The 20,819-nt window shown below is 59.3% G+C and carries 19 protein-coding genes; 4 read left to right on the forward strand and 15 right to left on the reverse strand.

The genetic code is table 11. The features are described 5' to 3' along the window. Positions 1 to 2 precede the first annotated feature (2 nt). Positions 3 to 1,403 (forward strand): TRAP transporter large permease, encoded by a 1,401-nt coding sequence (locus FOY56_RS16195; protein ID WP_146346909.1) that lies wholly within the window; start codon positions 3 to 5, stop codon positions 1,401 to 1,403. Here the strand turns inward: FOY56_RS16195 and FOY56_RS16200 are convergent. The 6 genes from FOY56_RS16200 to FOY56_RS16225 form a co-directional block, all read right to left on the reverse strand. Next, complete coding sequence (locus FOY56_RS16200) at positions 1,389 to 1,691, reverse strand: putative quinol monooxygenase (protein ID WP_146346910.1); 303 nt, start codon at positions 1,689 to 1,691, stop codon at positions 1,389 to 1,391. The genes FOY56_RS16195 and FOY56_RS16200 overlap by 15 nt on opposite strands. Before the next feature lie 9 nt (positions 1,692 to 1,700). After that, positions 1,701 to 2,339, reverse strand: a complete 639-nt coding sequence (otnC, locus tag FOY56_RS16205) for a 3-oxo-tetronate 4-phosphate decarboxylase (protein WP_146346911.1) — start codon at positions 2,337 to 2,339, stop codon at positions 1,701 to 1,703. Beyond that, complete coding sequence (otnK, locus tag FOY56_RS16210) at positions 2,336 to 3,601, reverse strand: 3-oxo-tetronate kinase (RefSeq protein WP_146346912.1); 1,266 nt, start codon at positions 3,599 to 3,601, stop codon at positions 2,336 to 2,338. The genes otnC and otnK overlap by 4 nt, the downstream gene beginning before the upstream one ends. Beyond that, the gene (locus tag FOY56_RS16215; RefSeq protein ID WP_146346913.1) at positions 3,598 to 4,716 is read right to left on the reverse strand and encodes an isocitrate/isopropylmalate dehydrogenase family protein; all 1,119 of its coding nucleotides are present in this window, start codon (positions 4,714 to 4,716) and stop codon (positions 3,598 to 3,600) included. The genes otnK and FOY56_RS16215 overlap by 4 nt, the downstream gene beginning before the upstream one ends. 9 nt (positions 4,717 to 4,725) lie before the next feature. Beyond that, complete coding sequence (locus FOY56_RS16220; protein ID WP_146346914.1) at positions 4,726 to 5,400, reverse strand: GntR family transcriptional regulator; 675 nt, start codon at positions 5,398 to 5,400, stop codon at positions 4,726 to 4,728. 191 nt (positions 5,401 to 5,591) lie between these two features. Next, a complete protein-coding gene (locus FOY56_RS16225) occupies positions 5,592 to 6,302 on the reverse strand; it encodes an SDR family NAD(P)-dependent oxidoreductase (RefSeq protein ID WP_146346915.1) in 711 nt (236 codons plus the stop codon). Between the two features lie 249 nt (positions 6,303 to 6,551). Here FOY56_RS16225 and FOY56_RS16230 point away from each other — a divergent pair, with 249 nt between their 5' ends. Further along, the gene (locus FOY56_RS16230) at positions 6,552 to 7,379 is read left to right on the forward strand and encodes an N-acyl homoserine lactonase family protein (RefSeq protein WP_146346916.1); all 828 of its coding nucleotides are present in this window, start codon (positions 6,552 to 6,554) and stop codon (positions 7,377 to 7,379) included. Between the two features lie 108 nt (positions 7,380 to 7,487). Here FOY56_RS16230 and FOY56_RS16235 read toward each other — a convergent pair whose 3' ends face one another. The 6 genes from FOY56_RS16235 to FOY56_RS16260 all read right to left on the reverse strand — a co-directional run bounded on the left by FOY56_RS16235 (position 7,488) and on the right by FOY56_RS16260 (position 14,865). Continuing rightward, positions 7,488 to 7,916, reverse strand: coding sequence for an acyl-CoA thioesterase (locus FOY56_RS16235; RefSeq protein ID WP_222435001.1), 429 nt, complete (start codon positions 7,914 to 7,916; stop codon positions 7,488 to 7,490). Continuing rightward, positions 7,909 to 9,390 carry an indolepyruvate oxidoreductase subunit beta family protein gene (locus FOY56_RS16240; protein ID WP_186766359.1) on the reverse strand — a complete coding sequence of 494 codons (1,482 nt, stop codon included), beginning with the start codon at positions 9,388 to 9,390 and terminating at the stop codon, positions 7,909 to 7,911. The genes FOY56_RS16235 and FOY56_RS16240 overlap by 8 nt, the downstream gene beginning before the upstream one ends. Next, positions 9,387 to 11,531, reverse strand: a complete 2,145-nt coding sequence (locus FOY56_RS16245; RefSeq protein WP_146346918.1) for a thiamine pyrophosphate-dependent enzyme — start codon at positions 11,529 to 11,531, stop codon at positions 9,387 to 9,389. The genes FOY56_RS16240 and FOY56_RS16245 overlap by 4 nt, the downstream gene beginning before the upstream one ends. 249 nt (positions 11,532 to 11,780) lie before the next feature. Further along, positions 11,781 to 12,470 carry an ATP-binding cassette domain-containing protein gene (locus FOY56_RS16250; RefSeq protein WP_146346919.1) on the reverse strand — a complete coding sequence of 230 codons (690 nt, stop codon included), beginning with the start codon at positions 12,468 to 12,470 and terminating at the stop codon, positions 11,781 to 11,783. Next, positions 12,470 to 13,645, reverse strand: coding sequence for an FtsX-like permease family protein (locus FOY56_RS16255; protein WP_146346920.1), 1,176 nt, complete (start codon positions 13,643 to 13,645; stop codon positions 12,470 to 12,472). The genes FOY56_RS16250 and FOY56_RS16255 overlap by 1 nt, the downstream gene beginning before the upstream one ends. Further along, positions 13,642 to 14,865 (reverse strand): HlyD family efflux transporter periplasmic adaptor subunit, encoded by a 1,224-nt coding sequence (locus tag FOY56_RS16260; RefSeq protein ID WP_146346921.1) that lies wholly within the window; start codon positions 14,863 to 14,865, stop codon positions 13,642 to 13,644. The genes FOY56_RS16255 and FOY56_RS16260 overlap by 4 nt, the downstream gene beginning before the upstream one ends. Positions 14,866 to 15,109: 244 nt before the next feature. Between FOY56_RS16260 and FOY56_RS16265 the strand changes: the two genes are divergently transcribed. Further along, positions 15,110 to 16,069 (forward strand): DnaJ C-terminal domain-containing protein, encoded by a 960-nt coding sequence (locus FOY56_RS16265; protein WP_146346922.1) that lies wholly within the window; start codon positions 15,110 to 15,112, stop codon positions 16,067 to 16,069. Positions 16,070 to 16,072: 3 nt separating this feature from the next. Continuing rightward, a complete protein-coding gene (locus tag FOY56_RS16270; RefSeq protein WP_146346923.1) occupies positions 16,073 to 16,414 on the forward strand; it encodes a chaperone modulator CbpM in 342 nt (113 codons plus the stop codon). A gap of 111 nt (positions 16,415 to 16,525) precedes the next feature. Here the strand turns inward: FOY56_RS16270 and FOY56_RS16275 are convergent, their stop codons facing one another. The 3 genes from FOY56_RS16275 to FOY56_RS16285 all read right to left on the reverse strand — a co-directional run bounded on the left by FOY56_RS16275 (position 16,526) and on the right by FOY56_RS16285 (position 20,629). Further along, positions 16,526 to 17,923 carry a bifunctional enoyl-CoA hydratase/phosphate acetyltransferase gene (locus FOY56_RS16275; protein WP_146346924.1) on the reverse strand — a complete coding sequence of 466 codons (1,398 nt, stop codon included), beginning with the start codon at positions 17,921 to 17,923 and terminating at the stop codon, positions 16,526 to 16,528. An 81-nt stretch (positions 17,924 to 18,004) separates the two neighbouring features. Then, on the reverse strand, positions 18,005 to 18,775 hold the full coding sequence (gene fabI, locus FOY56_RS16280; RefSeq protein WP_146346925.1) for an enoyl-ACP reductase FabI: 771 nt from the start codon (positions 18,773 to 18,775) through the stop codon (positions 18,005 to 18,007). A 6-nt stretch (positions 18,776 to 18,781) separates the two neighbouring features. After that, a complete protein-coding gene (locus FOY56_RS16285) occupies positions 18,782 to 20,629 on the reverse strand; it encodes a PHA/PHB synthase family protein (protein ID WP_146346926.1) in 1,848 nt (615 codons plus the stop codon). Positions 20,630 to 20,819: the final 190 nt, after the last annotated feature.

Genomic DNA, 20,819 nt, shown 5'->3' on the forward strand with positions numbered 1-20,819 from the left:
GCATGGATTCGATTACAATTGGCCTTTGGGTCACCGCCGGTATGCTGGTCTTGGTCGTTATCGGCATGCGAGTTGCTTTTGCTGCCGGTATCGCCGGGCTTGTCGGTCTGATCCTGATTTTCTGGTCCAAGAAAGGCTTCGACCCCGAAGATTTCGGCTGGGCACTGACCGTTGCGATCAAGACGGCGGGGCAGGTGCCTCACTCCAAGGTTTCTTCGCAGGCCTTGTCGCTGATCCCGACCTTTATCCTGATCGGGTATCTTGCCTATTACGCGGGGCTGACTAAAGCGCTGTTTGAAGCCGCAAAACGCTGGATCGCCTGGGTGCCGGGCGGGTTGGCGGTGTCGACGGTATTCGCCACGGCAGGCTTTGCCGCCGTGTCGGGCGCATCCGTGGCAACGGCGGCGGTCTTCGCCCGCATCGCTATCCCCGAGATGCTGGCAGTCGGGTACAACAAGCAATTCGCAGCCGGAGTCGTTGCCGCAGGGGGCACGCTGGCCTCGCTGATCCCGCCTTCGGCGATCCTCGTGATCTATGCGATCATCGTTGAACAGGACGTCGGCAAGCTGCTGTTGGCCGGGTTCATTCCGGGGGCGTTTTCGGCGGTGATTTATGCCCTGCTGATCGTTGGCATCGCGGTGATTTTCAAGAACGTTGGCCCGCCTGTAACCGGGTTTACCTGGAAAGAACGGCTGGTGTCGCTTCCGCCCGCGTTGCCGATTGTCTTTGTTGTCGTGATCATCATCTTCTTCGTCTACAACCCCTTTGGCGATGCCTGGGGCACGCCGACGGAGGGCGGCGCGCTGGGTGCGTTTGTGGTGTTCCTGATGGCTTTGTTCCGGGGTATGCGCCTGTCGGAACTCAAATCAGCCCTGCTGGAAACCGCCAAGCTGACGGTGATGATCTTTACGATCATCTGGGGCGTTCTGATCTATGTCCGGTTCCTGGGATTTGCGGATTTGCCGGGTGTTTTTGCTGACTGGATTTCTGCCCTGCCATACCCGCCGATGCTGATTTTAGTCTGCATTCTGTTGGCCTATGCGGTGCTGGGCATGTTCATGGATGCGATCGGGATGCTGCTTTTGACGCTACCGGTGGTTTACCCTGCCGTGATGGCGCTGAATGGCGGAGAGGCCGTAACAGCGGCGGAAAGCACCTTCGGGATGAGCGGCACCATGTGCGCGATCTGGTTTGGCATTCTGGTGGTCAAAATGGCCGAGTTCTGTCTGATCACCCCACCCATCGGTCTGAATTGCTTTGTGGTGGCCGGGGTTCGGCCGGACCTGAGCGTGCAGGACGTGTTTCGCGGTGTGATGCCGTTCTTCGTGGCTGACGCGGTGACGATTGCGCTGTTGGTCGCGTTCCCGGGGATCGTTTTGTATCTTCCGTCACTTGTCGGATAGCGGTGCTTCGCGGGTATAGGTGGCGACCACCTTGCCCGCTATCATCGGCGCGGCTTTGGCGTCGAAGGACCGGAAGTGGGCGCTGTTCAGGTGCGCATCAAAGGCTGCCCGGTCGGTGTAAAGCTCATATAGGAACACGGTATCGGGTCGGTCCGGATCTCGGCAGACGTCGAACTGGTGGCAGTCGGGTTCTAGCGTCAACGAATTGTGCGCGTTCTCCAGCATCAGGGGCATGAAATCGGCAATGTCATCGGGATTAATGTCGAAGGTGACGCAGACAACGTACATCGGAAATCCTCAGGTTTGGGTCGGGAACCGTTTGCGCAGATCGGTGACCTGATCGTCGGTCAATGGACGGGTGCGCATGCCTTGCAAAGCCAGAAAAAGCTTGGCGGTTTCTTCCAGTTCTTCGGTGGCATAGACGGCGTCGCTCAGCGATTTTCCAGCAACCACAGGGCCGTGATTGGCCAGCAATACTGCGTGGTGGCGGTTGGCCATTTCGCTGACCGCCCTGGCCAGATCCATGTCGCCGGGGGCGAAGTAAGGGATCAGGGGCAGGGTGCCGATGCGCATGACGTAATAGGCCGTCAGCGGGGGCAGAACGTTGTTGTGATCGATGTCATGCAGACAGGAAACGGCAACGGAGTGCGTGGAGTGCAGGTGGACGATGGCCCCGGCGTTGGGGCGCTGGTCGTACATGGCGGTGTGCAGGAAAGATTCCTTGGTCGGCTTGTCGCCGCTGATATGGGTGCCCCGAAGGTCAAGTTTCGAGATCCGGGCCGGGTCAATCGCGCCCATGCTTGAGCCTGTCGGCGTCATCAGCCAGCCATCGTCCAGCCGGACCGAGATGTTGCCGGAACTGCCAAAGGTCAGGCCTCGCTCGAACAGAGATTTGGCAAGGCGGGCGATCTCGTCGCGCTGTTTGGCCTCACTCATGTCAGCATTCCAAAAGCGTCTTCGAAGAAGGTTTCGCCACCGAAGTTGCCGGACTTCAAGGCCAGCGCCACTGGTGGGCCGCCAAGGGTTTCTGTCCACGGCACGCCCGGTGCAATTTCGGGGCCGATGCGCAACGCGCGTACACTTAGGGCTGAAACCACGGCGCCCGAGGTTTCGCCCCCCGCAACGACAAGGGTATCAAAGCCGTTCGCGACCAGCTGGGTTGCGATCCGGCCCAGCGTCTGTTCGACCTTTTCGCCAATCGCTTCGCGACCGTATTTGGCCTGCAGGTCGGTGACCTCGGCCGGATCCGAAGAGCTGTAGATCAGAACCGGGGTATCGGCGGGGGTGTTCAGTGCCCAGTCGGCGAGTTCGGCGGCAATGTCAGTGCCCGTCGCAAGCGCGTCGATATCCAGTTTGCGGGTCGGCCATGTGTCCTGAACCCTCGCGATTTGCTGGCGGGTCGCTTGTGAGCAGCTTCCGGCGAGAACCAGTTTGCGCCCTGTGGGTGTTGGCAGGCGCGGGTTGTGGGCTTTGCCCAACTGGCCTGTGGCGCGGAAATTGTCAGGCAAACCGGTGGCGATGCCTGACCCACCTGTGACCAGCGGATGGCTGGCAATCGCTGCCCCGATCGCGCGCAGATCTTCCGGGTCGATGGCATCGGTCACTGCGTAAGAGAAGCCTTGGGTCTGCAGGCTTGCAATAGCATCGCGGATTGCTGCGGGTCCTTGGCGGATAACCTGAAGCGGGACCACGCCTGCTTTGCCTTTGGACTGCGCCTCTGTCAGGCGGACAAGACTGGCGTCGCGCATTGGCGTTAAGGGATGGTCTTTCATCGAACTGTCCGACAGAAGATCTGCGCCGACGAACAAGTGCCCCTGATAAATAGTGCGAAGGTTTTCCGGGAAAGCAGGACAGATCACGGCGATCTGCGCGCCCGAGCGTTCCATCAGGGCGTCGGTGATCGGGCCGATGTTGCCGTCTGCAGTGGAGTCGAAGGTCGAGCAGTATTTTTCGACAACCTGCGCCGCGCCATGTGCCGTCAGCCAGTCATGCGCTGCCACTGATTGAGACACGGCCAAATCGACCGGAGCGGTGCGCGATTTCAAAGCGACGACCACGGCGTCGGCGTCGCCGATATCGGTGGTGTCATCCGGCACACCGATGACCTGTACGGTGCGCATGCCTTCTTTGACCAGTGTGTTGCACAGGTCTGTGGCTCCGGTGAAATCATCGGCAATTGCGCCCACGAGAAGTGTCATGTCATTGCTCCGCCGTTTCGAGAAACGATACTGTCCAACACGGCTTGGGTCACGGCCCGCGTGCCCATGTCGCCGCCAAATTCTATCGGGCGCAGAGCGTTTGCGGCAAAGCCTGCGTCAACGGCAGAGTCGATCACATGGGCGGCTTCATCGAAACGTGTGTTTCCGGTTCTTTCGCCAAGGTAATCCAGCATCAATGCGGCGGACAGGATTGCGGCCAGCGGGTTCGCCTTGTCCTGTCCCATGATATCGGGCGCGCTGCCATGAGCAGGCTGGAACAGGCCGTTTGCGTCGCCAATTTCGGCGCAGGCGGCCATGCCCATGCCGCCGACCAGCCCCCCGGCCAGATCGCTGAGGATATCTCCGAACATGTTTTCCATGACCATTACATCATAGTCCCAAGGATTGCGGATCAGGTTCAGGGCCTGCGCGTCGACATAGCTATAGCCGGTTTCGATGTCGGGATAGGCGGGGGCGATTTCGTCATAGATTTTGCGGAAAAACGCCATCGAGGCAAAGACGTTTGCCTTGTCAACACACGTCAGCCGCCCGGGTTTGCCGCGCGCCTTGCGTTTCTGGGCCAGACGAAACCCGAAATGGTGCAGCTTTTCTGTGGTCGCGCGGGTGATGCGCAGCGTATCGCGGACTTCGCTGTCGCCGATGATGTCGCTGCGGTTGTGGACAGCCGCAGAATAAAACAGGCCTTCGGTGGATTCGCGCAAGATCACCATATCGATATTGGCGGCGCGGGGATCGGCCAGCCTTTGCGGCGCATTGAGATAAGCTTTGACCGGGCGCACCCCGGCATAAAGCCCGAAGCGGTCGCGCAGTCGCAAATGCGGGCTGATTTCGGTCCCGTCGCTATACCGCACCGAGGGCAGCCCGATGGCGCCAAGGAAAATCGCGTCGGCTTTCCCCGCCGCGTCTTCGCCGCCGGGTTCGATATCCTGACCGGTTTCCTGAAAATACCCGGCACCGGCCTTGATTTCGGCGATGTCAAAGGCGCAGCCACCAACGTGGTCGCAGGCGGCTTGAGCGACGGTCATCGCGGCGTCTGACACATCGATTCCGATCCCGTCGCCTTTGATCAGGGCTATCCGTATTGGGGTTTGCATGTCTTGTCCTTACAGCAGGGGCAGCTTGTAGTTTTCGAGGATGTTCAGCAATTCAAAGGCAGCGCGCTCGCGATGACGGCGGAACAGCGCACGTGTGCGCTCGGCATCGCCGTTCTTGAGCGCCTCAAGAATGTCGCGATGATCTTGTGTCGATTGCAGCGGAACCTCGCGCAGACGCAGCGTGATCATCCGGGCGCGGTGGGCCTGATCGTAGAGCGTTTCAAGGATGCCGCTGAGGCGCCGGTTGCCGTGCAGGTTCAGCAGGTGGCGGTGGAACTGGTCATCCGCTTCGGCCCAGGCGTCAAGATCATCTGTATCAAGGGCGCGTTCCATGGCGGCGGTCGCGTCGGTCAACGGCTGTAACTGCGCTTGGGTCGGATTTGTGCGCGCCAGGGCGGCAGCGGCGTCGGGTTCAAGCGAGGTGAAGATTTCATAGATTTCCTGCATGTCTTCGGCACGGATCGGCAGAACCCGTGCCCCACGGCGCGGAATCAGTTCGACCAGACCTTCGGCTTGCAAACGGATCAACGCTTCGCGCACGGGCGTGCGACTCATCCCCAGACGGGCGGCGATTTCAGGCTCGGGGGCCTGAAAACCGGGGGGCATCCGGTTCGATCGGATTTCGTCCTTGAGCATCTCATAGGCATCCGCGACCCGCGTTGGTTTTGGGATGGGGGTCTTCATCACAACTCCTTACCGGTGGAAAAAACACAACGAGGCCGTTCGATGGGTATTGCTTTAATGCATACATTGATGTGTGCATTAAAGCAAATCAACTTTTAGACAGTCTTGAACATCTGAGAAGGTCCGGTTTCGGAGTTAATGGAGCCGGCACAGCAGGTGCAAGTCATAACCGGCGCGTCCCATGCGCGAGGTCAGTTGAACGTCGTGCCGCCGTTCACGTCCAGCACGGCGCCAGTGATGTAACTGCAGCCCGGCGACAGAAGGAAGGCGACCGGGGCGGCGACCTCTTCTGGTTGGCACATGCGGCCCAGCGGCAGAGCGCTGGTGTCCAGCGTCTGGCCCTGAAGGAACGCGGTGTCGACTGCGCCCGGGGCGACGGCGTTTGCCAGAATGTTGTGCGGCGCCCCCTTGCGCGCCAGCCAGCGGCAAAAGGAATGAACGCCGCCTTTGGAGAATACGTAATGCGGGCCGCTGAAATTGCCGCCATTGCGGCCCGACTGGCTGCCCATCAGGACGATTTTACCGCCCTTGGGCTTCATCCCGTCAAAAAAGGCTTCGGCCGTTGCGGCCATGCCGAAGGTGTTGATCGACATCACCCGGTCCCAGTTGTCGGCCCAGGCGTCGTCACCCCATTGATCATAAGGTTGGATTCCGGCGCCCAATACCAATCCGTCGACTGCTCCGACCTTGGCAGCGATCTGCTGGACGGCTGCGCGGTCGGCGATATCGCAGATGTATCCGGTGCCCCCGATTTCGTCCGCGACCGCAGACGGATCGGCGCAATCCAGGATGATCACATCGGCTCCTCGCGCGGCGCAAAGCCGGGCTGTCGCCGCCCCGATCCCGCCAGCTCCGCCGGTGATGAGAATGCGCAGGCCATCAAGTGAGAAGGGATCGGTCATCAGAAAAGCTCCGTAGTCGAGAGGGATATGACGTGCCTGCAGTTGACGCCATTGCGATGCAGGGCAGACTCTTGTTCGGTCATTTCTGCGCGTTTTTCAATGAATACGTCATTTGACGCGTCAAAAGTCAGAATTTTCGGATAGTCTTCGGCAAATAAAATTTTGATGCTTCCGTGACGGCAGCGAACGACAGGTTTTCAACGGCGGAATGCATGAGACGCAACATGCAAGCGGTAGGGGGAGTAATGGATGAGCAACGCCTGGAAAGTACACGCGGTCAAATATGCACATCGGTCTGAACGGGTGCGGGGTGATAGTTACATTTTTGATGACCACCCGGCCGAGCCGGAAGGGATGGACTATTTTGTCTGGGTCCTGGACAATGGCCAGCGCAGGATTCTGGTTGATACCGGGTATGACGAAGGCGAGGCCCGGCGCCGGGATCGCCCGATCCTGCTGGATCCAGCCGTAGCGATCGGGGCGCTGGGCGTTGATGCGGACACTGTCGATACGGTGATCATCACGCATCTGCATTATGACCACGCGGGCGGGTTGGACAGGTATCCAAACGCGGTGTTTCATGTGCAGGCCGCCGAAATGGCCTATGCCACCGGGCCCTGTATGTGCCACGACGTGCTGCAAATGCCGTTCACGGTGGGTCACGTCTGTGAGATGGTGCGCCACGTTTATTCCGGTCGGGTGATGTTTCACGACGGATCGGCGGAAGTCGCGCCCGGCGTGCGGGTGCATTGTGTGGGCGGTCATTCGCGCGGGTTGCAAGTGGTCGAGGTGGAGACCCAGTTTGGCCCGCTGTGTCTGGCGTCGGACGCGACGCATTATTACGAGAATTTTCTGCTGGGCAAACCGTTCCCGATCGTTGCGGATCTGGAGCCCATGCTGGACGGGTTCAACACGATCCGCCGGATCGCGGGGGGGAACGAACGGGTCATTCCGGGGCACGATCCGATGGTGACACAGCTGTTTCCGCAACATGATACTGTGCCGTTTGCCTGGCGGCTGGATGTCGGGCCGAAGATGCCGGTTTCGGTTGAGACGTTGATCCGTCCGGGAGCGTGAGCCTGCTGGAGTCAAATTGTGCGCCTTTGGCGCAGTCGATTTATGGGAATGAGGGACGCTGTCCCTCAAACTCCCTGGGGTATTGTTCACAAGAAAGAAGCAGCCCGGTCAGGGCTGGCGGGTGAAGAGGCGTTTGACTTCGTCCGGGACCGGGCAGGAGGTGATGCTGGTTCCGTCATCGGTTTTGCGGACAAGCACGCGTTTTTCAAAGCCTTCGACGGCAAGTTTTCCGTCACGCGTCAGGCGATGTTCGACATCGAAACTGGAGGATCCGAACCGTGAGATCGTGGTTTCGATGGCAACCTCGTCACCGTGGCGCGATGGGATATGGAATTTCGCGCGGGTGTCGACCATCGGGAAGCCGACGACGCCATAGCGCCGGATCAACTCTGGCTTGGGCAATCCGGCGGATTTGAAATGATGCGCTGTCGAGGCGTCGAACCATTTGAAATAGTTGGGGTAGAAGACGATATCGGCCGGGTCGCAATCGCCCCATTCGATGAAAAGGGTGCGGTGGCTGGTCAGCATGTCAGGCATGGGCGGCTTTCTTGAGATTTGGAATGGCAGGGTCTGGTGCGATGCCCATCAGGACGGCGTTCAGTTTTTCGTGGCTGTCATCGGCGAGGGCGGCGCCGATGGACTCGCGCAGAAGGCGGGCATTGGCGGCGTCTGCACCGGTTGTGACGGACGGTTCCACCACCTGCGACATGATCTGGGTATAAGCCGTCTTGCCGCGCATCAGCGTATCGGAATAGCCTTTGAGCACACGCGGCAGTTCGGCCAGTGCCATGGCGAAATCGGGGGATTGGCGGAGCGCGGTTTGCATCAGGGTCAGCCAAATTTCGATCTGAGCTTGTTCGATCTGGAACCGGTAGGACCGACGACGGATGCGTTTGAGGGCTGCGACCATGCGGAGCAGGCGGTAGCCGATGATGCCGTTCGAACGCAGATGGAGGCCACGGCCCAACAGCGGAAAACGTCTGCCGCTTTCTACGCGGGCCATGATGCGCGTGCCCAGGTTTACGGGCAGGATATCGGCGATCTCTTCGGGGCGCGGTTTCATATACTCTGTTATGGTGAGGGTCTGGCCCGGCTCGAGTTGGATTTCATCGTGGATTTTGGCGAACCGTTCCGGGCGGGTTTTGAGATCAGCCACGCGGGCGATGTCCTCAAAGGCCATCCAGAGCGCGAGGCGTCGGCAGGCTTCTGTCAGCGCGTGGACTGCGCGATGATCGGTCAGGTCGGTTTGCGCAATCAGGGACTGGGCGCGGTCAGAATACATCTGCGCATACTCGGCGTCCTGATAGTCGGTCATTCGCGAGGTGCCATGGGCGAGGACGGTTTGCAGGCCTGAAGCCTCTGGCGGCGCGACCGGGACGGGATTTGGCGCGACTGGGGGGCGTTCGGTTTTGAGGGCGGTGACGGCTGTGACGGCGGCATCAAACCCGGCTTGTGACTTTGGATCTGTGAGTTGCAACCGGGAATGATCAGCGCTCCATGGCAGAACCCCGCTTCCGGCCAGTGCGCCGAACATGGTGGCGCTGACGAAGGTCCCGTTGTCGATGGCAAGCTGGCCGAGATCCAGGAGGAAGCTGTGTTTGGCCATGGTTTCGGCGGCTTTGGCTATGGTATCTTCCGAAAACCGGCCATCGCCCATCGAGATCTTTTCAGCCGTCGAATAGAACCGGGCGGTTGAGGAAATCAGGGTTGTGAGTTTGGGGGAGACAAAGCCAGCCGACATGACGCGGGCGGTTTCGACGAGTTCACTGGAGACGACGACATCGACGCGCCCGGGCATCGGCACGAGGCTGAGAACGGCGTGCGGGTCGTTTGGCGCGGCAATCTCGATATAGTAACTGGTCGAACCGGTGCGCTGGGCAACGCCGGGAACAGATGTCGCCTGAACGCCATGTCCGGCAGATCGAGCGGCGGCGACGATCCAGTTCATCAACACACCACCGCCTTCTCCGCCCAAGGCGGCGAGCAATATCCGAAGAGGTGGGCGGGTCATGCGGGTATTCCTGTCAAAGCGCGGCGCAGGGCGGCGCGGGTTCGGTCCCACCATCGCGGATTTGACACGATATCGGCGCGCCAGAAGGACGGGCAGAGGGTGGCGGCATGCGCGACTTCGCCACAAAGCCCGCAGCCGACGCAGCCATTGGTGACATGGGCGACGGGGTCGGTTTTCAGCGGGTCGGTCGAGGTTTTGACGGTGAGGGTCGGGCAACCTGACAGACGGATGCAGGAATGATCGCCCGTGCAGGTGTCGTCATCGATGCCAAAGCGGGTGCGTACGACACGGTCTCCGGCCTGCAATGCTTTGGCGCGGATTGGTTTGACACGGCGTTGGCGTTCAAGCTGGCATTCGCCTTCGGCCACAATCACTTTGAGGCCCTTGAATTTGGTCGTGAACGCTTCGCGCAGTGTGTCGCGCATTTTGGACAGGCGATAGGTGTGGACGGTGCGCAGCCACTTCACTCCGACACCTTTCAACGCGTCTTCGATGGTGGTTTCGCCGTGAGTTGCGCTTTGTTCGGCGGCACGCAGTTTCATGTCGGTGTCGGGGGACGAGATCACCTCTTGCGTACCGGTGGCCGAGGTGTAGCCGTTTTTCATGATCACCAGCACGCCATCGCCGCCATTCAGCAGGCGGGAGGTCACGCCGGACAGCAGCCCGTTGTGCCAGAACCCGCCATCACCCATCACGGCAAGCGGCGGCTTTTCCTGAAAGCTGGCGACCGAGGCGTTTGAGGCAAGGCTCATCCCATAGCCGAGGATTGAGTTTCCGAAATTGAACGGCGCGAAGGTTGCGAAGGCGTGGCATCCGATATCGGCGGAATAGTGGACCGGGCCGATCTCTTGCTGGGTCAGCTTCAGGGCTGCAAAGAAAGGGCGTTCGGGGCAGCCGGTGCAAAAGCCGGGCGGGCGCGGCGGGACCGGGGCGTTCAGCAATGCGGCGGCCTGATCCTGAAGCGCGGCGACCTCTTCGGCATAGCCTTCGTCGCCCAGCTGGTTGCCGATACGCGGCAGATGCTGGCGCAGGAAGGTGCCGATGCCAGCGGTCATTACCGGTGCGGAGTATTCGCCAGCCATGGGCAGGAGGTCTTTGCCTGCCAGTGTGGTGGTCGAGCCTGCGCGGCGCAGGATCGTGCCAATTTCGTTTTCGATGTATTCCGGTTGGCCTTCTTCCAGCACCAGAACAGCACGTTTGCCATTTGCGAAGGCAAGGATTTCGTCGGGCGCCAGCGGATAGACGACATTCAGCGCCAGAATGGGCAGATCGCAACGCCCCGTCGTATCGGCGAGGCCGAGTTCGGTCAGGGCCCGGATCAGCGCGTTGTAAAGCCCGCCTTGCACGATTAGGCCAACCTCGCCCTCGGGGCCGTCAAACAGCTCGTTCAGCTTGTGATCGGCAATGAATTGTCGTGCGGCCTGCATTCGTTCACCGGATTTCTTCCGCTCGTGCCCGAACGTGACAGGCGGGTGTGCCAGCTGTTCGTATTGGTGCGGCGCGGGGTCGGTCAGCATCTGTTGCATCGAAATCGCCGGTTTGACGTTGTCCTTGGCAATGAATTCGCCCTGAACATGGCAGGCGCGGATGCGCAGTTCCATCATGACGGGCGTGTTCGAGGCCTCGGACAGTTCGAAAGACCGCTCAACACAGGTCACGATGCTGGTCAGGTTGGGTCGCGGATCCATCAGCCAGATCGTCGATTTCATGGCATAGGCGTGGCTGCGTTCCTGAATGACCGAGGATCCTTCGCCGTAATCTTCGCCAATGACGATCAGCGTGCCGCCCAAAACGCCGGGCGAGGCGAGGTTGGACAAGGCATCTGCCGCGACATTGGTGCCTACGATGGATTTCCACGTCACGGCGCCGCGCACCGGATACATGATTGATGCGCCCAGCATCGCAGCAGCTGACGCTTCGTTCGTGCAGGGTTCGACATGCACGCCCAGTTCGGACATTTGCGGGGCGGCCTGCACCATGACGTCGATCAGATGCGATACCGGTGCGCCCTGATATCCGCCTATATAGGACACGCCTGACTGCAAAAGGGCCTTGGTGACGGCCAGAATGCCTTCGCCGTGGAACATGTCGCCATCGCCAAGCCGCAGCTTTTCGATCTCTTTGGCAAAGGAAACTTCCATCGGCGCTCTCCCCCAAGGCTTGGATGCAATTGGTGGGGGTAGGGTGGCGCGACCTGTCCTTAATGTCCAAGGATAATTCACATGGCAACAGAATCTCGTCAGGGATCCTCTTTGGCATCCGACTTGCTGCATACCGCCGACCTTTGACGGCAGGCGTTGATCAACAACTGCAAGGACGATGCGGACAAGATGCAGCTTGAGAAGGAGGGGGTGGGTTTCAGGCCGTTGCAGGCCTATCCAGTCGCCTGTTCAGGGGTGGGTGTCGGACACGATCCGCCCATCCTCGAGAGTGATGATGCGGTCGGCCATTTCAAGGATCCGGGGGTCATGTGTGACCATGACGGTTGTTGTCCCACGTTTGTCCCCCAGTGTCTTGAGCATCTTGACCACGTTATGCCCGGACTCTTTGTCGAGCGCGGCGGTTGGTTCGTCGGCCAGAATGATCTCGGGGTTTGAGACCAGCGCGCGGGCGACAGCGACCCTTTGTTTCTGACCACCTGACAGGTTGCCCGGCAGATAATCGCGGCGGTCGGCAAGCCCCAGAAGGTCAAGAATGTGATGGGCTGCGGTGCGCTGCCTGACGGGGTCGCCACCCCCGTGAACCTGCAGACCCATCAACACATTCTGCGTCGCGGTCAGGCTTTCGTGCAGGTTGTGGGCTTGAAAGATAAAGCCCAGTCGCCGCCGCAGGCTGACCAGCATGGCCTCGCTCGCGCCGCGCACCTCTTGGCCCAATACCTGCACACTGCCGTCCTGAACGTCGCGCAGGCACCCGATCAGAGTCAGAAGTGTCGTTTTGCCCGAGCCGGACGGGCCCATCAGGATCGTCAGGCTGCCGCGGGTGATGTCCATGTTGATGTCAAACATGGCCTGTTTGCGCGCGTCTCCGGATCCGAAAAAGTGGTTCAGGCCAAGGGTTTTGATTGGCGCATCTGGCATCAGAACAGATCCGCGGGATCGGCATTGGCAAGCCGTCGCGTGGCGATGGCACCGGACAGGCTGCAGGCGATCAGTGTGCCAAGAAAGACAAGAAACGCGCGGCTGACCTGCATCGCGACCGGCAGCCCGGTGGCGGCAACCAGACCGGCATACAGCCCCATCGAGACCAGCAAGCCTGGAACGAAGCCGAAGATCGCGAGAATGATGGCCTCTTCAAAGACGATGCCCAGAAAAAACCGATGGCCATAGCCCATGGCCTTGAACGTCGCGTATTCGCGCAGATGATCGGCTACATCGGTGGATAGCACCTGATAGACGATGACCAGCCCGACAAGAATGCCCATGAATACCCCGAAGCCAAAGATAATGCCGGTTGGGCGTTCGGTCGCCATAAAGGTCAGATCATTGTCGGCAGAGCCTTCGACGCTTTGGATCCTGAGATTGCCGCCAGGCAGGGCGGCCTGCAGGCGGGTAATGACAGTGTCGGTCGAAACCCCGTCTTCGGTTTGGATCAGAATGTGATTGGGCGCGCCGCTGCTGCGCTTTGGGAACACACGTAAGAAGGTCTGATCAGACATCACAAGCATCCCGTCGGCCAGAAATCCGCCGCCGATATCCATCGTGCCGATTGTGGTCAGAGTATTGCCGCCGGTTTCAAAGCTATAGCGGGTTCCGGCCTCGAGCCCCTTGATCACAAAGTCGGGCATACCGCGTGTGCCTTTGTCGAGCAGCGCTGTGTTTTCGATGCTCAACTGGTCGAGATCAGCCGCGATATCCGCGGATGTGAAGCCGGGTTTTGCGATGTCGACGCCAAAGCTGAGAAGAGACACCGACGATCCATCTTCAAGCGTGAAGGGCAGGTTGCCGATGTAAAGAGGCATCGCGGTGGCAACACCGGGCACGCCAAGCGCCTGAAACATTCGCGCGCGGGGAATGTGGCCGGCATCGGTCAGCGTGTTGCCGTCTTCTGACGACAGGATGATATCTGTTCTGATCAGGGAATAGGGCGCGACGGTAGAGGTGTTCATCGCCCCCATGATGCCCAGTTGCATGAACACCAGAAGGTTGGCAAAGGCCACGCCCGACACGGCGGCAATGAACCGTCCGCGGCTGTGGGTCAGCTGCAGCCAGCCGATTGGCAGACGCCGGAACAGAAGGGTCAGCAGCCAGCTCATTCCGCCTGACCGGTGCCGATCCGCACGATTGCTTCGAGGTTGGTAAATGTCGATGCCATCTTTGATGATGCGGCATCAAGGGTCACGATCACGTCGACGACCCGCGCGTCGGTGTTGGCCGCCGGATCGTCCGAGGTGATCGACTGGCGTCCGATTTCAAGCCCGATGGCCGTTACCACGCCGTTCAGATCCTGACGCAAAGCATCGGCGCTGATGGTGACAGGGTCTCCGATGGTGACGCGTCCGATCATGGTTTGATACACTTCAGCTTCGACCGTCATTTGCGACGTATCGCCCAGATCAATAATCCCGGCTGACCCCGGGCGTTCGCCGGATCGCACGTTGATGTCCAGAACCATGCCGCTTTCCGGCGCGCGGACATAGGCACGTTCAAGATCGCGTTCGGCGCGGACAAGGTCGGCACGGGCGGCAGCAAGGTTGGCCACGGCCACCGCGATATCGGCCTGAACGGTTTCGGACCCGGTGGCATAGCGGGACAGCGTGGCCAAAGCCCGTTCGACATCGCGGCCAGCCTCGTTCGCATGGGCGACGATCTGATCGAATTCGGCGCGGGTGGTGACGCCGCGCTCTAGCAAGGCGGTGTAGCGGTCCAGATCGGACTGAGCGGCGGCGGCAGTTGCTTCGGCCCGGTCGTAGGATGCTTGGGCCTCGGCAAGGCTGGCAGCGATAGAGGCGCGGGTTTGGGCCAGACTGGCCTCGCTGACGCGTAGAAACGCTTCGGCCGAGGCGACGGCGCTTTCCAGGGGCAACAGGTTGTCCAGGACCGCCAGAACGTCGCCTGCTTCGACCAGATCACCTTCCTTGACGCGCAGTTGGGCAATTCTGGCATCACCGGCGCCCGACGGTGTGGCGACGCTGATCACATCGCCACGCGGAATGATCCGACCCAACGCGACCACATCGCCAGCGCTGATGACCGCGACTTGTTCTTGGGTTGTGACCTGTTGAATGGCAACGGCGATGGGTGTGTTGGTGCCGGCACCGGGCTGCAGCCCGGTGATATTGAAGAACACCCGCAAGCCCGGTGGCTGGAAGTACATTCCGATGACGGCACCGGTGAACAGTGTGGCCATAAACATTGGAATCAGGATCAGGCGCGACCGTCCAGCTGTCTTTGCGGCAGGCAAAGGGGTGGCTTTGGCAAGGCCGCTGTCTTCAAGCGGCAAACCAGCAGAGGTGTCGGACGTCTCGGACGTCATCGTTTGCCTTTCAAAAAAGAATCTTGGCTTTCATTATCCACGTTTGTTTCAGGACTTGCACCAACTGCCTTGGCTTGTGCGCGTTAATCGACTGTTTGTTTTTTGACGGGATTGACTGCACGCACATTGCGCTTGATCAAGTCAAGCCGACAAACTTTTTGCTATGGGTCATTTGAGCGCATAGAATTGAAATGGACCGAGCTTTCGTAGAAAGTATCCGGGGTTTCACTGGGGGCCCAACGGCATGGAATACAAAGACTATTACAAAGTTCTGGGCGTCGAGCGCAGCGCGTCTCAGGACGAAATCAAGCGTGCGTATCGAAAGCTGGTGCGAAAGTATCACCCGGATGTAAATACCGGCCCCGATGCGGCCGAGGCAGAGCAAAAGTTCAAGGAAGTCGGCGAGGCGTTTGAAGTCTTGCAAGACCCTGAAAAACGCGCGGCCTATGATCAGTTGGGTGCGAATTGGCAGGAAGGGCAATCCTTTCGCCCACCGCCCGACTGGGATGACGGGTTTGAGTTTTCCGGCGGCGGGTTTACCGAGGCCGACCCCGAGCAGTTCAGTTCGTTTTTTGACGAACTGTTTTCACGCAGGGGTGGGTTTGATCCCAGAATGCAGTCCGGGCGACAGATGCATGCGCCGGGGCAAGACCACCATGCCAAGATCGTCATCGATCTTGACGAGGCCTATAATGGCGGGACGCGGGATTTCACTCTGCGCAAACCCGAACTTGATGCGCACGGAAACGTTGTGCTGCGCGAACGGTCCATTCGGGTCGCAATTCCCAAGGGCGTCACCGAAGGGCAGCATATCCGGCTGGCCGGTCAGGGCGCGCCGGGGGTTGGTCAAGGCAAATCGGGCGATCTTTTCCTTGAGGTGGCTTTGCGTGACCAACCCGGTTTCCGGGTTGAGGGGCGGGACGTGTTCATGGACTTGCCGGTGACCCCGTGGGAGGCCGCGCTGGGTGGGCGGATTGAGGTCAAGACACCCGGTGGCAAGGTCGAACTGACGCTGCCGAAACATTCGCAGGCGGGTAAGAAACTGCGCTTCAAGGGGCGGGGAATTCCGGGCAAACCTGCAGGCGCGTTGTACGCCGTGATCAAGATCGTCATTCCGCCAACCGAGACAGACAAAGCGCGAGAGCTTTATGAAGAAATGGCGCGGGAAATAGATTACGATCCGCGTCAAGGATTGGGAGTGTAAATCATGGCATCGAACAAAGCTTTGATCCCGATGGCTGAATTGGTGGCCTCTTTGTCCCTGACCGATTTAAGCCGCATGAGCGGGTCTTCGGCAGACTGGATCATTGATCTGGTCGAAGAGGGCATTCTGGAACCCGTGGGATCTGATCGCAGGGCGTGGCGGTTTGAAAGTTCAAGCGTCACCGTCATTCGGCGGGTGCAGCGATTGCAAGGGGATCTGCGTATCAACCTGGCAGGCATCGCGGTTGTGCTGACGCTTTCTGATGAAAACGCGCAGCTTAAGAAGCGCTTAAGACAGCTCGAAGGCGATCCTGCACCGTCTGTCTGGATGCCGGGGCCAGAGTGACAGCCGAACACCTAAGGGCATGATCGGCGTTTGGCTGGCACAAGCCGGTCGGGGAACAGTTTTTCCTGACCGGTAAACAGCACGTTTGTTCAAAGACAAGGAAGACTGTGCTTAGTCCGGGATGCGGCTGGATTGATGGTGCACGAACAATTGCGCCATTGCAGCCGAGGCCAGACGGGACAGCACGCCGTCGGCCCGGCTGGTCAGCACGATGGGGATGCGCGCGCCCAGAACGAGCCCGGCGGCATCGGCTCCGGCCAGATAGATCAGTTGTTTGGCGATCATATTTCCGGCCTCAAGATCGGGCACGATCAGGATATCTGCGTCGCCAGCCACGGCCGAATGTATGCCTTTGGTCTCGGCCGCCGATTTTGAGACGGCGTTGTCAAAGGCCAGCGGCCCATCCAGCATTCCTCCGGTGATTTGTCCGCGATCAGCCATTTTGCATAGCGCCGATGCATCGACGGTAGAGGGAATGCTGGGGGTGACGGTTTCAACCGCTGACAGCAACGCGACTTTCGGAATGTCGATCCCAAGCGCCAAAGCCAGATCAATGGCATTCTGGACGATATCGCGTTTGGTTTGCAGATCGGGAAAGATGTTGATGGCGGCATCGCTGATCAGAAGCGGCTTGGGATAGTTCGGCACATCCAGCGCGAAGACATGGCTGATCCGGCGTTCGGTCCGCAGGCCAGTGTCCTTGGCAACCACAGGCCGGAGCAATTCATCGGTATGGATCTTGCCCTTCATCAACATGTCGACTTTGCCTTCGCGTGCCAGCGCAACAGCCCGTTCGGCGGCGGCGTGACTGTGCGGGACATCGACGATTTCGACTTGGCCCAGATCACGCTGGGCCTCGGCAGCGGCGGCTTCGATCTTTGCCCTTGGACCAATGAGGATCGGAACAATCATGCCCTTTGCGCCAGCCTCTAACGCGCCCTCCAGAGACAGGGTATCACAGGGGTGGACGACAGCGGTGCGCACCGGCGCAAGGGGGGCAGTCGCCTTCATCAGGGCTTCGAACCGGGCCCCGCGTTCATGCAGGTGCACCTCGGGCAACACGACACGGGGGCGGCGGACTTTGACAGAAGGGGCGATTACCAATGCTTGCCCTTCGATAACGGTTTCGCCGCTTTGATTGATGCAGCTGCAGTCAAGGACAACGTGCTGATGCTCTGGTTTCTTTTCGGCAACGGTCACACGCACCGTAACGGTATCGCCCAACCCGACGGCATGGCGAAAGCTGAAGTTCTGGTTCAGATATATCGTTCCGGGTCCGGGCAATTCAGTGCCAAGCACGGCTGAAATCAGGGCGCCCCCCCACATGCCATGCGCGATGACCTTGTGAAACATGTCCGACTGGGCAAATTCAGGGTCCACATGTGCCGGGTTCACATCGCCGGACATGACGGCGAACAGTTCGATGTCTTCGGTTTTCAAGGTCCGCGTCAGTTCGGCGCTGTCACCGACCTTGAGTTCGTCAAACGTGCGGTTTTCGATGAATTGCATTGAGGGATGCCTTTTTCGGACGTCAGCTGAGGTGGAGGTATGACCGAGCCTGTCGGTTGATTTGACGACACCCGCAGGGTGCTACGCCCGGACGTGATAGCCGCCATCGACATAGGCGATGTTGCCGGTCACCTTTCGGGACATGTCGCTGACCAGGCCCGCTGCCATATGGCCGACATCCTCAATCGTCACGAGGCCCTGTTCGGGCGCGCGTTTGCGGGCCGCGTCGATCAGTTCGTCAAAATGGGCGATGCCCGAACCCGCCCGAGTTTCTAGCGGACCAGGCGAAATCGCATTGACCCGGATCTGTTTGGGTCCAAGTTCGGCGGCCAGATAGCGTACTGTGCCTTCCAGTGCGGATTTGACCGGGCCCATGATGTTGTAATGGTCGACGACCTTTTCGGCGCCATAATAGCTCATGGTCAGAATGCTGCCGCCGTTTTTCATCAAAGGAACCGCCAGACGTGTCATTCGGATCAGGGAATGCACCGAAATGTCCATTGCCTGAGCAAAGCCTTCTTTCGAACACTGGCTGACAGGCCCATGCAGATCGTCTTTTGGACAGAAGGCGATCGAGTGCAAAACAAAGTCAAGTTCGCCCCATTCGCGGTCTATCGCATCGAAAACGGCCTCAAGCTGATCGTCTGTCTGGACGTTCAGTGGCATAAAGATCGGCGCGTCGAGTTTCGCGACAACAGGCGCCACGAAGGGTCTGGATACTTCGTCAGCATAGGTCACGGCAAGATCGGCGCCGGCGGCATGAAAGGCCATGCCGCATCCGGCAGCGATTGAATGTTCGTTCGCGATCCCGACAACAAGCCCGCGTTTGCCTTTGAGAAGGGTATCCAGCATCAGAGATTACTCCTGAAACACATAGGTTCCGGGCGCATCGCAAAGCGGTGCATACCCTTTCGCTTCATCTCCCAACGCGGGTGGGGCGATCTGCTCGCCCGATTTTGCGGCCAACCACGCCGACAGTTCCGGCCACCACGATCCATCAACCGGTGGCGTTTCGTTCATCCAGTGATCCGGATCAACGTAAGAGTGATCCTTGGTTTTGTCGCGGACCCGATAATGCCGGTGGGGGTGCCCGGGTTCGGACACGATACCGGCGTTGTGGCCGCCGCTGGTCAGAACGAATTTCACATCCGTGTCCGAGATCAGGTTGAACTTATAGACTGACTGCCACGGCGCGACGTGGTCCCGTTCAGTTCCGACAAGAAAGACGGGCGCACGGATGTCAGAGATGGCGATGGGATGATCCCCGACGTGATAGCGGCCTTCGGCAAGATCATTGTCGAGGAACAAACGCCGCAGATATTCGGAATGCATCCGATAGGGCATGCGGGTGCCATCGGAATTCCACGCCATGAGATCGTTCATCGGGGTGCGTTCACCCATCAGGTAGTCATGTATTATGCGCGACCAGATCAGATCGTTCGAGCGCAGCAGTTGAAAGGCTCCGGCCATCTGCGTGGTGTCCAGATAGCCCTGATCCCACATCAGATCTTCAAGAAAGGTAAGCTGGCTGTCATTGATGAACAGCATCAGTTCGCCCGCTTCGGTAAAGTCTGTCTGTGTCGCCAGGAACGTCAGGCTTTTCAACCGATCATCGCCGTCCCGCGCCATCGCGGCGGCAGCGATCGACAACAAGGTGCCGCCCAGACAATATCCGATGGCATGGGTTTTCTGTCCATCGGTGATGGTTTCGACCGCGTCCAGTGCGTCCATGACACCCATCGAGGTATAATCGTCCATCCCCATGTCACGGTCATCAGAATCGGGATTCTTCCACGAGATCATGAAGACCGTGAAGCCTTGAGATGTCAGGTACCGCACCAACGAGTTATCTTCGGACAGGTCAAGAATATAGTATTTCATGATCCAGGCGGGCACGATCAGAATGGGTTCCGGACGAACCTTGTCGGTCGTCGGCTCGTACTGGATCAATTCGATCAGGCGGTTACGGCACACCACCTTTCCCGGTGTGGTGGCCATGTTGCGCCCGACTTCGAAGTCTTCGGTGCCAACGGGGCGTTGCCCGCTTTGGGCGCGTGACACGTCCTCGATATAGTTCTGCCAGCCGCGATACAGGTTCCTGCCACCCTGCCGCGCTGTTTGGATCAGAACCTCGGGGTTGGTCAGGGCATAGTTCGAGGGCGAGAACACATCCAGCATCTGGCGCGCAGCGAATTCGACAACGTTTTCATGCTGTTGGGTTACGCCTTCGACGCCCGTGGTGGCGTTGTGCCACCATTGCTGATTCAGCAGGAAGCTCTGATACATGACGTTATAGGGCCACTTTTGCCAGCTGTCGTCGTTGAACCGTCTGTCCTGCGGCAACGGGGTAATGCAGGTGTCCGACGTGTCAGGATTGGTCGCGCAATGGGTTGCATAATTTGCCAGCCGCCCTGTTTTCTTTCCGGCTTTTTCAAGCAGTTCCAGTTGCTTGCCGGGGGCCGATGCCAGATGTAAAGCCCAGTCGGAATAGGCCGCCGCAAGCGCAATAGGGGAAAGACCCGCTGTGAACTTTGCCACTGTGGCCTTCAGCCCTTTGTCCAGCGCTTGCTCCATCGTCGTATGGGAATGCGAGAGTGGTTTTGAATGACGGGTCGCGCTGATGGTTTTGGGCTTCGAGCGGTCGGGCACAACGCTGCTTTTTGGTTGCAGCGTGCTTTCATCATGAAGTGATGTGACTTTTGCCATTGCTTGCGCCTTTCTCAAGCTGATGGATTTGGTAGGGATCTAGTCGAAACGTTGCGGTCTGAAATTGATGCGTATCAAATGCCCAACCAACAACGCCAAACTTGCCCAATAAGAAACGATTGTTCTGGTTCCTATGGCCGTCTACCGTTGATTGATCTGGTTGTGATTGCAAATCGTGCACAGCAGAGTC

It is taken from the genome of Falsiphaeobacter marinintestinus, assembly GCF_007923355.1.
Classification (GTDB): Bacteria; Pseudomonadota; Alphaproteobacteria; order Rhodobacterales; family Rhodobacteraceae; genus Phaeobacter_A; species Phaeobacter_A marinintestinus.

Coding starts and splice junctions, on each gene's coding strand:
- FOY56_RS16230 (WP_146346916.1), top strand. CDS start 6,552: ATGAGCAACGCCTGGAAAGTACACGCGGTCAAATATGCACATCGGTCT.
- FOY56_RS16275 (WP_146346924.1), bottom strand. CDS start 17,923: ATGCAATTCATCGAAAACCGCACGTTTGACGAACTCAAGGTCGGTGAC.
- FOY56_RS16200 (WP_146346910.1), bottom strand. CDS start 1,691: ATGTACGTTGTCTGCGTCACCTTCGACATTAATCCCGATGACATTGCC.
- FOY56_RS16195 (WP_146346909.1), top strand. CDS start 3: ATGGATTCGATTACAATTGGCCTTTGGGTCACCGCCGGTATGCTGGTC.
- FOY56_RS16260 (WP_146346921.1), bottom strand. CDS start 14,865: ATGACGTCCGAGACGTCCGACACCTCTGCTGGTTTGCCGCTTGAAGAC.
- otnK (WP_146346912.1), bottom strand. CDS start 3,601: ATGACACTTCTCGTGGGCGCAATTGCCGATGATTTCACCGGAGCCACA.
- FOY56_RS16225 (WP_146346915.1), bottom strand. CDS start 6,302: ATGACCGATCCCTTCTCACTTGATGGCCTGCGCATTCTCATCACCGGC.
- FOY56_RS16270 (WP_146346923.1), top strand. CDS start 16,073: ATGGCATCGAACAAAGCTTTGATCCCGATGGCTGAATTGGTGGCCTCT.
- fabI (WP_146346925.1), bottom strand. CDS start 18,775: ATGCTGGATACCCTTCTCAAAGGCAAACGCGGGCTTGTTGTCGGGATC.
- FOY56_RS16250 (WP_146346919.1), bottom strand. CDS start 12,470: ATGCCAGATGCGCCAATCAAAACCCTTGGCCTGAACCACTTTTTCGGA.
- FOY56_RS16265 (WP_146346922.1), top strand. CDS start 15,110: ATGGAATACAAAGACTATTACAAAGTTCTGGGCGTCGAGCGCAGCGCG.
- FOY56_RS16245 (WP_146346918.1), bottom strand. CDS start 11,531: ATGGAAGTTTCCTTTGCCAAAGAGATCGAAAAGCTGCGGCTTGGCGAT.
- otnC (WP_146346911.1), bottom strand. CDS start 2,339: ATGAGTGAGGCCAAACAGCGCGACGAGATCGCCCGCCTTGCCAAATCT.
- FOY56_RS16285 (WP_146346926.1), bottom strand. CDS start 20,629: ATGGCAAAAGTCACATCACTTCATGATGAAAGCACGCTGCAACCAAAA.
- FOY56_RS16215 (WP_146346913.1), bottom strand. CDS start 4,716: ATGCAAACCCCAATACGGATAGCCCTGATCAAAGGCGACGGGATCGGA.
- FOY56_RS16240 (WP_186766359.1), bottom strand. CDS start 9,390: ATGACCCGCCCACCTCTTCGGATATTGCTCGCCGCCTTGGGCGGAGAA.
- FOY56_RS16255 (WP_146346920.1), bottom strand. CDS start 13,645: ATGAGCTGGCTGCTGACCCTTCTGTTCCGGCGTCTGCCAATCGGCTGG.
- FOY56_RS16235 (WP_222435001.1), bottom strand. CDS start 7,916: ATGCCTGACATGCTGACCAGCCACCGCACCCTTTTCATCGAATGGGGC.
- FOY56_RS16220 (WP_146346914.1), bottom strand. CDS start 5,400: ATGAAGACCCCCATCCCAAAACCAACGCGGGTCGCGGATGCCTATGAG.